Source organism: Marinilabilia sp., assembly GCF_016278715.1.
Lineage (GTDB): Bacteria > Bacteroidota > Bacteroidia > Bacteroidales > Marinilabiliaceae > Marinilabilia.
On the sequence record NZ_JADQBH010000260.1, the window covers coordinates 1 to 10,306 of the forward strand.

4 protein-coding genes and 1 pseudogene are annotated in these 10,306 nt (G+C 42.3%); all 5 read left to right on the plus strand.

What is annotated here, in order from left to right:
- Positions 1-1,011: pseudogene (locus tag QZZ43_RS15890) on the plus strand (SusC/RagA family TonB-linked outer membrane protein); the annotation flags it as partial.
- A 31-nt stretch (positions 1,012-1,042) separates the two neighbouring features.
- On the plus strand, positions 1,043-2,827 hold the full coding sequence (locus QZZ43_RS15895; protein WP_291861438.1) for a RagB/SusD family nutrient uptake outer membrane protein: 1,785 nt from the start codon (positions 1,043-1,045) through the stop codon (positions 2,825-2,827).
- 36 nt (positions 2,828-2,863) lie between these two features.
- Positions 2,864-3,901, plus strand: coding sequence for a DUF5627 domain-containing protein (locus QZZ43_RS15900; protein WP_291861440.1), 1,038 nt, complete (start codon positions 2,864-2,866; stop codon positions 3,899-3,901).
- Positions 3,902-3,926: 25 nt separating this feature from the next.
- On the plus strand, positions 3,927-6,101 hold the full coding sequence (locus QZZ43_RS15905; RefSeq protein WP_291861442.1) for an endo-1,4-beta-xylanase: 2,175 nt from the start codon (positions 3,927-3,929) through the stop codon (positions 6,099-6,101).
- Between the two features lie 498 nt (positions 6,102-6,599).
- Positions 6,600-10,187, plus strand: coding sequence for a family 43 glycosylhydrolase (locus QZZ43_RS15910; RefSeq protein ID WP_291861444.1), 3,588 nt, complete (start codon positions 6,600-6,602; stop codon positions 10,185-10,187).
- The last annotated feature ends 119 nt before the right edge of the window (positions 10,188-10,306 follow it).

Genomic DNA, 10,306 nt, shown 5'->3' on the forward strand with positions numbered 1-10,306 from the left:
GAAAATGAAGATTTGACCTTCGTGAAGCGCAAAGAGCTTTCGGCAAATCTTAGAACTTCCTTGTGGAAAAATATGATTACTGCTGATGCGTCATTCTTCACCAATACGATGGAAGGACTGATTACTGAGCCCATGGGCGTTTTCCCAAATTATTTCTTTACTTATTATCCTGAAGCATCGTTTGTTCCCAATGTCAATTTTAACGACGATCAGCGTACAGGAATGGACTTTAGTGTGAAATATAATGAGAGCCTGGGTGATTTGGATTTGACATTGGGCGTATCAGGAACATATTATATTACTGAAGCAACCCGACGTGATGATACCGCTTATGAAAATGATTATCAAAAGCGCCAGGGAAGACCTGTTGATGCTATTTGGGGACTTGAGAACGCAGGATTTTTCCAGAGTCAGGCGGATGTGGATAATTCACCGGTTCAGAATTTCGGTGGTACCATAAAACCAGGTGACCTTAAATATGTAGACCAGAACAATGATGGGATCATTGATGCGAAGGATGAGGTTTTTCTGGGTGAAGGTGGCTGGTATGGAAATCCATTTACAATGGGTGTTAATATCACTGCAAAATGGAAAAATTTCACATTCTTTGCTTTAGGGACAGGCTATTTTGGAGCTTATGCCATGAAGGATGATTCTTACCATTGGGTTTATGGGGACCGGAAGTATTCTGAAGTTGTGCGCGGACGTTGGACTCCGGCGACGAAAGGATCCGCAACTTATCCACGGTTGACAACTGAGAGTGGAAGCAATAACTTCCGGAACTCTGACTTCTGGTTATATAATACAGATCGTTTTAATATAGCGAAAGTTCAGATCACTTATGATTTACCAAAGAGTGCGTTACAGAATATCTTTTTCAAAGAGTTTTCTGCTTACATAGGTGGGACTAATTTGCTGACTATATCTCCCGAAAAGGAATTGTTGGAGATGGAAGTCACAGCGGCACCACAAACACGATTCTACAATATTGGTGTAAAAGCAGTATTCTAAAACGGAAAAGTTTAAAATTAGGAATTAAGTTATGAAAAATATAATAAAACTTTTGGTTCTAGTATTCCTGTTTACAGGCTGTAAAGATGTTTTCACTCCGGAATTAGAGAACATTCGGGATTTGGAAGCAATGTATCAGGAACCAACCTATGCACAAGGTATCTTGGCCAATGCATATATTTTATTACCGTACCAGGGTGCGCCCGAAAGCGATGTGGCAACCGATGATGCGGTAACCAACGATGTTGAAAATGATTATTTAAGTATGGCTACCGGTTCGTGGTCATCCAACGATAATCCTGTTTCTCAATGGCAAGGACGCAGAAATGCGATTCAATATTTGAATATTTTTCTTGCCAATGCTGATGAAGTAGAATGGTCAGATGACGAAGTTATTCGTTCTATGTATAACGACCGTTTGAAAGGTGAGGCGTACGGACTGCGTGCCGTTCAAATGTATTCCCTTTTATTGGCTCATGGCGGATGGACCGCTGACGGGCGTTTACTGGGAGTGCCCATTGTTACCGAGCCGGAAGATAAGGATTCGAATTTTGACGTGCCCAGAAACACCTTTCAGGAGTGTTTGGATCAAATCCTAAATGATGCTGAACAGGCATTGGAATTGCTTCCTTTGGATTATGGCGATATTTCTAATGCTGAAATCCCTCAAAAGTATCAGCAACTGGGCGTGACCAACTCGAGTGACTATAATCGTGTGAATGGAAATCACATGCGTGGTCGTATTACCGGTCGTATTGTTGAAGCAGTGCGAGCACAAGCAGCTCTGTTGGGAGCCAGTCCCTCTTATACTGATGGAACCAATTTGACCTGGGCGGATGCCGCAAATTATGCTGGCATTGTTCTGGGACGTATTAATGGCCCAAGTGGTATGGATTCTGAGGGTTGGTCATGGTTTGCCAACACCAGTGAAATTGAAGCTTTGGGTTCAGGTGTTGTTCCTGCTGAGATTCTTTGGCGTAGTGATATCGGGCAGAGTAATGATTTGGAAGCCGATAATTTTCCTCCCTCATTATATGGAAGTGGTAACGTCAATCCTACACAAAATCTGGTAGATGCCTTTCCTTCTGTTAATGGCTATCCTATTAACGACCCGGCTGCCAACTATGATCCTGCTAATCCTTATTCCAACCGTGATCCACGTTTGGGAAGCTACATCGTGGTTAATGAGAGTACTCAGGGACCAGACGGTGCTGTTATTGTTACCGGTACCTATGGTGAAAACGAAGATGTCTTAAACCGGGAAGGTGGTCTTTCCACCCGCACAGGTTATTACCTGAGAAAGTTGATGCGTTCAGATGTGAACCCCAACCCTGAATATGATACTGAGCAGAAGCATTATACTGCACGTATTCGTTACACCGAGATATTCCTTGCTTATGCCGAAGCGGCCAACGAAGCCTGGGGGCCTGAGGGAACAGGCGACCATGGGTTTTCCGCCTATGATGTCATTAAAGCCTTGCGTCAAAGAGCCGGGGTAGGTGTATCCAATGGCGACCCATACCTGGAGGAGTGTAGAACAAGCCAGGAACAAATGCGTACACTCATCAGAAACGAACGTCGTCTGGAGCTGTGTTTTGAGAATCATCGTTTCTGGGACTTGCGCCGTTGGAATGTGGATTTGAATAAATTGAATGAAACAGCACGGGGTGTCCGAATTGGTAAGACCGGAAACGGAATGGATTTTACTACCATTGAGGTTGAATCCAGAAATTACCAGGATTATATGTATCATGGACCTATTCCTTATCAGGAAATGTTGAAATGGAGCAATCTTGAACAGAATGCAGGTTGGTAGTTCGTTGAATTAAAAAAAAGATAAATGTTGAAAGATATGAAACGGTTTAAATTTTTATCGGTATTGTCTGCAGGAGTTTTTGCATTGCTGCTGATTACCTCATGTGAAAACCAAGAGGTGGAATTTCCCGATTTTGAGCATACTTCCGTCTATTTCCCTTATCAGTTTCCGGTCAGGACTGTTGTTTTGGGCGATGACATCTACGATAATACCCTTGACAATGAGCATAAGGTTAAGATCTATGCAACAATGGGCGGGGTTTATCAAAATGATAAGAATATAGAAATTGACTTTGTTGTGGATAATGCTTTGTGCAATAACCTGTATTTTGCTGATGAGTCTGCTGTTCAGCCTATGCCTGCAAATTATTATTCGTTGGACGGGGATGTAATCTCTTTAAACGGTGATGTTCAGGGAGGTGTTGAAGTACAATTGTCAGATGCATTTTTTGCAGATGCCGGTTCTATTAACAATACCTATGTAATTCCTCTGAGAATGACTGGTGTTTCTAACGCTGATTCTATTCTTGATGGTAGCCCATTGGTAGCAGATCCTGTAAGGCCAAATACTGCTGACTGGGATGTTCAGCCAAAGGATTTTGTCCTTTATGCTGTGAAATATATCAACCCCTGGGATGCGAATTATTTGCGCAGAGGAGAAGATGTCATTACCGAAAATGGTGAAACCACAACAGAGGTGCGTCATGAAGAATTTGTCGAGTATGATGAAGTTGTGAATTTGAGTACAGCCTCATTGAATTCTGTAATTTTTCCTGTGCATACATCCGTTTTGGAAGGTGAGAATGTTGTAACATTAACTTGCGACCTGGTTCTGACCTTTGATGGTAATAATGACATTACCATTACTTCCGGCACAGATGAATACACGGCCAGTGGTTCCGGAAAGTTTGTAAAAGATGGAGAAAAAAACAGTTGGGGTAATAAGGATCGGAATGCTCTCTATTTAGACTATTCGGTCGATTTCCTGACCAAGCAGTATCAAACAAAAGATACGCTTGTGGTTCGTGACCGGGGTGTAAAGATTGAGACCTTCAGTCCTACTTATACCGAGTAAGTTAACCATTTAAATCAGATTGAATATGAAATTGATATATAAATCCTGGTGCTATGCAATTGCATTAACTGTATTAGCATCTTGTGCAGATGATAGCAGGCTCGAATATGATGTAAAGAAGCCTGAAAGTATCGCAGAAAGTGAATATCTGAATGATTATGATGTTTTAAAATCTTATGTAGATCGTACAGAAAACCCGGACTTTAAATTGGGTGCAGCAGTTTCAGCAAGTGACTATTCCGAAAGAGGAGCGGTGTACAGTCTTATTTATTCCAATTTTGATGAGATAACTGCTGGCAATGCTATGAAGTATGGATCTGTAGTACAAGATGATGGGTCCATGAATTTTTCTCAAGTTACTCAATTTGTGGAAGCAGCTAAAGAAGCAGACATCTCTATTTATGGACATACGCTTGTGTGGCATTCCCAGCAGAATAAGAATTATCTCGAAAAACTCATTGCCGATAAGGAGATTGATATTGATCCGGATGCAACTCAGGAGGTCGTTGATGGGATTGAAGATTATTCAGGAGGAACATATAACTACTGGGCTCAGGGTGTAGAGCCTGTTGTTGAGAATGAAGTATTGGTTGTAACCAATGAGGAAGCTACACCTAATTTTTGGGAAGTACAGTTCCATATTGCTGATGGGATTCCTACTATTGTAGGTAAGAAGCATAAGGTAACTTTGCGTATTAAAGGTTCTACTCCTGGAGAAATTACTCTGGCTTTGGGAACCTGGGGAAATACGGAGAATACAACCATTGCAATTACTGAGGACTGGCAGGAAGTAACCGCAGACTTAAATGGTCTTGTCGATAATAGCTTTGTGATGTTGCAATCTGGAAACTATGTAGGAACTTATGAAATAGACTGGGTGAAAGTGACACATGAAGAAGCTTTAGCTATTTCGTGGTGGACCAACTTGGTTACCAATAGTGACCTGGAAGGAGGTGATCTCTCCAGCTTCTTTGCAACAGAGGCAACAAATGGTCCTAAGGAAGCCACCTTAGGTGCACCCGGCACTGGTGCTGATGGTGTTGGTAGAGCTATTGTGGTTCAGTCGGGGGATAATCCTGCAAATGCATGGGATACACAGTTCTTTGTAAAAGCTCCCAGAACCTTTGAGGAGGGTGAAGCAATCCGTTTTAGAATGAAGTACCGAGCTGAAAAGGAGGCAAATTCAGAGTCTCAGGCGCATAATGAACCTGGAGGCTACTTGCATTGGTCGATGGTTGGATCTCCCTCTTTTACCACTGATTGGCAGGAACATATTTATACAGGAACTATTAGTGGGGATCAAGCCGGAATGAACACCATTGCGTTTAACCTGGCACTTTTAGGTGAAGCAAATACTTATTATTTCGATGATATCTATTGGGAAATTGAAGAGTCAGGAAATAAAATGCCACAGACCCCTGAAGAGAAAGCTGATACACTTACCTGGGCAATGGAAAACTGGATTGCCGCAATGATGGAAACCACCGATGGTTATGTTACGGCATGGGATGTAGTGAATGAGGCGATTTCAGGAGCCGATTACGACGGTGATGGGTTTTATGACCTTCAATCGGCCCAAAATGGTGATCCCGAAAACAATTTCTACTGGCAGGATTATCTTGGAGATAACTTTGTTCGTGTTCCAGTGGAACTGGCTCGTGAACATGGTCCAGAGAATCTGAAATTATTTGTTAATGACTATAACCTGGAGTCTGATTGGGACGATAACCAGAAGTTGAAAAGTCTGATCAACTGGATCGAACAATGGGAGTCGGATGGTGTGACTGTAATTGATGGAATTGGTACACAAATGCACGTCTCGTACCACTTAAATACTGAAACACAAGCCAGTAAGGAAGAGCATATTGTGAAGATGTATGAGTTGTTAGCTGCAACTGGAAAGTTGGTTAAAGTCACCGAGTTGGATATGGGGCTGATTGACGAGAACGGCGATGCTGTGATGACAGAAGATGTTACGCATGAACAGGATATGGCTATGGCTGAATATTATAATTTCATTATTCGAAAGTACTTTGAAATTATTCCTGTAAATCAGCGATATGGTATTGCTCACTGGAGTCCTGCAGACAGCCCTTCAGATTCTTCTTGGAGAGGTGGTGAACCCATTGGACTCTGGACTTTGGATTATGTCCGTAAACCTGCTTATGCCGGTTTTGCCGATGGTTTGGCAGGCGAATAAGTTTTTATTATTGAGTAATGTTTTAAATAGTTTTTTTTTCAAAGCAATAGATTAAATAGATTCTCCTCCCGGATTTTTCCGGGGGGAGTTTTTTTGTAAAATTCAGATTTTTATTGATGCATCATCTGTAAAAAATATTTTGAGGGAGATGTTCCTGGTGCGTGGATTTCCAAGTTATTTGTGATTTCAGATATTTCATTTTAGGGATTGAATATTGTTTGCTTTAATTTCTTGATGTGTTTAGCAATACTCCGTTATCCCGAAGTTTCGGGATTAAATACCTGTAAGTGAGCAATTTGCACAGTGCACAATGTTTATCACAACTCTCGATAATAAAAACTTTGCGCCATTGCGTCTTTGCGTTTAGACTTTTTTTAACGAACTATTGTTTAGCAGAATGGCCGAAATATCTTAAATCGAAAAATATATGTCTTAAATTGAAAATGTTCAGTAACAGGAAGTTCTAATTTTGAAATTACAGAAAAACAATCTGCACTTATGAAGGTCCGACTATTATTTAGTATCAGTTTATTGTTCATCCTTTCTATTCAAACACTTTTTGCCTGGGAAAATATGCCTACCCCCCGTTTACATGTGGAAGGACGGTTTCTGAAAGATACGCATGGAAACACAGTCAACCTGCATGGGTTTGCCCAGACCTACAGCCCCTGGTTCAATGAACGGGGTCAATATTGGGATAATTACGATGTGGAAGGATGTCTTACCTATAATCAGGGACTGATTGATGATATTCTGGATGCAGGATGGAAAATGAATTTTCTTCGGCTGCACATGGATCCCTATTGGTCCAATGAGCCAGGATGTACTCCTGATGGTCACGAATTGCCTAATTGTTTCAGTGAAACCCGCTTCAGAAAATATCTTGATGAGGTTTTTGTCCCGGTGGCCGAATATGCTATATCGAAAGGTCTTTATGTGGTTATTCGACCTCCCGGAGTCAGTCCGGAAGTAATCGGTGTTGAAGATGACTACAATTATGCGGATTATCTGATGACGGTTTGGGATATCGTTTCGTCTCATCCCAAGATCAAAGAAATGGAGGAAGTGATGTTTGAACTGGCTAACGAACCGGTTAGGATTCGGCTGGCTGATGGTGGTATAGGAAACAATACCCAGGCTCATTTCGATGTGATGAAAGAAATTTTTCAGCCGGTGGTGGACAAAATCCGTGAGAATGGATTCCAGAATGTGCTTTGGATTCCGGGTTCTTCATATCAATCGCAGTACAAGGGATATGCTGTTAATCCTATCGAAGGTGACAATATCGGTTATGCTGTTCATATCTATCCGGGCTGGTTTGGCAGTGCCGACGGATATGAGGTGTTTAAACAGGAGTGGGATGCTAATGTGAAGCCTGTTTCTGATTTTGCTCCCATCATGATTACTGAAATGGATTGGGCCCCGGCGAAATATGAGGATGTCTCTTGGGGGACGGGAATCACCGGAACTGCCGGAGGTGAAGGATTTGGTGCTAATTTCAAAAAAATAATGGACGAGACCGGCAATGTAAGCTGGCTGCTTTTTACAAGTCCTCATTTCCTGGCAGATTTTACCGGAGAAGCACCTGCAGAAGGAGAACCCTATACTTTTCTGAACGATCCTGAAGCCTGCCCGTGGCCTGTATATCACTGGTACCATGAGTATGCGGAAACTGATTTTCCCCGTCCTGAATTTCAGTATCAGTCGCACAGTGATAATGGAGACGGAACTTATTCGAACCCATTGATTCATGCTGATTTCCCGGATCCTGATGTGATTCGGGTGGGCGATGTTTATTATATGGTGAGTACTACTATGCATATCTTTCCGGGTGCCACCCTTTTGAAAAGTTACGATCTTGTCAACTGGGAGTATTGCAGCAACCCGTTGGAAATGATCGAATCCAGTGATGCTTATAATCTCATCAACGGAGAAGACAGATATGCCCGAGGGCAGTGGGCCTCAAGTCTGCGATACAATGACGGAACCTTTTACATCATGTTCAATACCCTTGATGAGGGTGGATATTTGCTGACCACTTCTGATCCATCAGGGCAGTGGAACCTTCAAAAACTTTCCCGTAGTTATTACGATCCTGGGCTTTTCTTCGATGATGATGGAAAAACTTATGTGGTGCACGGAATCAATACCCTTAAAATAACCGAGCTGGATGAACATTTTCAGGCTGTAGGAGAAGACCGGACTGTGATTGAACGCCCAGATGCCGGGTTGGAGGGTAGCCATATCTACAAGATTGACGGATATTATTATATCTATGCAACTTATGGCGGATGGCCTGCTTCACAGGTTGCTTTCAGGTCAACCGATATTTTCGGTAATTATGAGGAGAAGTTATTGTTGGAGGATGACAATATTCATCAGGGAGCCTTGATAGAGACACAGACGGGTGAATGGTGGACGGTTTTGTTTTATGACAAGGGGGCTTACGGGCGCTTCCCCAATTTGCAACCTGTTACCTGGGTAAATAACTGGCCTGAGATAGGTGAAGACGGGATGGGGGTTACGACTTATCGTAAGCCCGACGTGGGACAATCATATCCTGTGACGGTGTTGCCCACCAATGATAATTTCAGGAACTACCAGCTTGGCATGCAATGGGGCTGGAACCATAATCCAGACCATGCGAAATGGTCATTGTTTGACCGTCCCGGTTTTCTGCGTCTCGAAACTGCCGGGGTTACGGATGGGTTTCTTAATGCTCGAAATACACTGACTCAAAGGATTTTTGGTTATCACTCCGAATCCATCGATTCTTACGGAACTATTAAGATGCACATCAATAATATGAAAGAAGGTGATGTTGCCGGTTTGGCTGTTTTTCAGGAACCTTATGCTTTTATCGGAGTAACGGTGATTAATGGAGAAAAAAGACTAATTACTGAGTTGAATGGTGTCTCGCAGATTGGGACTTCAGTATTAAATGACTCCGTGGTTTATTTGCGGGCAGTGGCCAATTACGGTACCGGTATAGCGAATTTCTGGTACAGTACCGACAATCAGACTTATACCCCGATGGGAGATGAATTGAATATGGCTTTTGATCTATCGATTTTTACGGGTAATAAATTTGCAATATTTAATTATGCAACTGAAAGCACAGGCGGTTTTGTGGATGTGGATTGGTTTACTACGGAGGAAACTTTTACCGAAGAATTGTTCTACGATGATAGTTTTTCCGGTTTTACTGAGGAACAGTTGACTTTGGACCAACTTTATATGGAGGATCAGGAGATGGAGTTGGTTTTGGGAACCAGTAAGACACTAAGAATTACCGCCCTCTTCCAGGATGGTCATACGGAAACTGTTTCGTCAGAAGTCTCTGTTGTTAACAGCAACCCCGAGATTGCTGAGGTGGTAAACGGACAAGTTGTTGCCCAAGAAAATGGAGAAACCACCATTACCGCCACTTATGAGGATAAGCTTGGAAACCAGCAAAGTGTCAGTTTTACTGTGGTAGTAAGTACTTTCCCTTTGACCAATGAAGGTTTTAATCCTTCCATCTGGGAAACGGGAACCTTTGATGAGATTACCGGGGAACTGATCACCGGACAATATGGCTTCGGTGGTTGGCAGTACGACAACGGCCTGGATTTGTCAGGATATAAATTTCTCGTTGTTAAACTTAAGGAAATTCCAGGCGGGAATGCCTCATTTCGCATTTTTGATGAGAGCAGTTACTGGTCTTCACCTTTTACCTACGATGTTCAGGATGAAACAGAACTGGTTATTGATTTGAATCGCATGAAGAAAGAGGTCGATGGCCAGTTGATTGCTCTGGATCCATCACATATTTATATTGTTGGATTCTGGTCGTTGGGGGGAAGTCCAATTCTTATTGAGGATGTATTTCTTTCCAATTCGGATCAATATGACACTTCGGTTCAAGAGGTTGATTTTGAAGAACTGTTGCCTGACGATAAGGTGGAAGTCTATTCTGTAAGCGGGAAGTTACTTCGCTCAGAGGTAAAACGAAAGAATGCTGTCTCAGGTCTTGTCACAGGCGTTTATGTGATTGGCAATGCTGAAAAAGGATATGGCAAGGTGGTGGTATCTGACTCTTTTTAGTGTCTGTGCATAAACTAAGCAAATTCTGTTTTTAGAGCTGTTTCTGGTCAGAAAGTGCCAATTTCTAGGCTTGCGAAGCCGCCAAAAACGGAGTTTACTAATCGTAAATGAGTATTTTG

Coding starts and splice junctions, on each gene's coding strand:
- QZZ43_RS15895 (WP_291861438.1), top strand. CDS start 1,043: ATGAAAAATATAATAAAACTTTTGGTTCTAGTATTCCTGTTTACAGGC.
- QZZ43_RS15900 (WP_291861440.1), top strand. CDS start 2,864: ATGAAACGGTTTAAATTTTTATCGGTATTGTCTGCAGGAGTTTTTGCA.
- QZZ43_RS15910 (WP_291861444.1), top strand. CDS start 6,600: ATGAAGGTCCGACTATTATTTAGTATCAGTTTATTGTTCATCCTTTCT.
- QZZ43_RS15905 (WP_291861442.1), top strand. CDS start 3,927: ATGAAATTGATATATAAATCCTGGTGCTATGCAATTGCATTAACTGTA.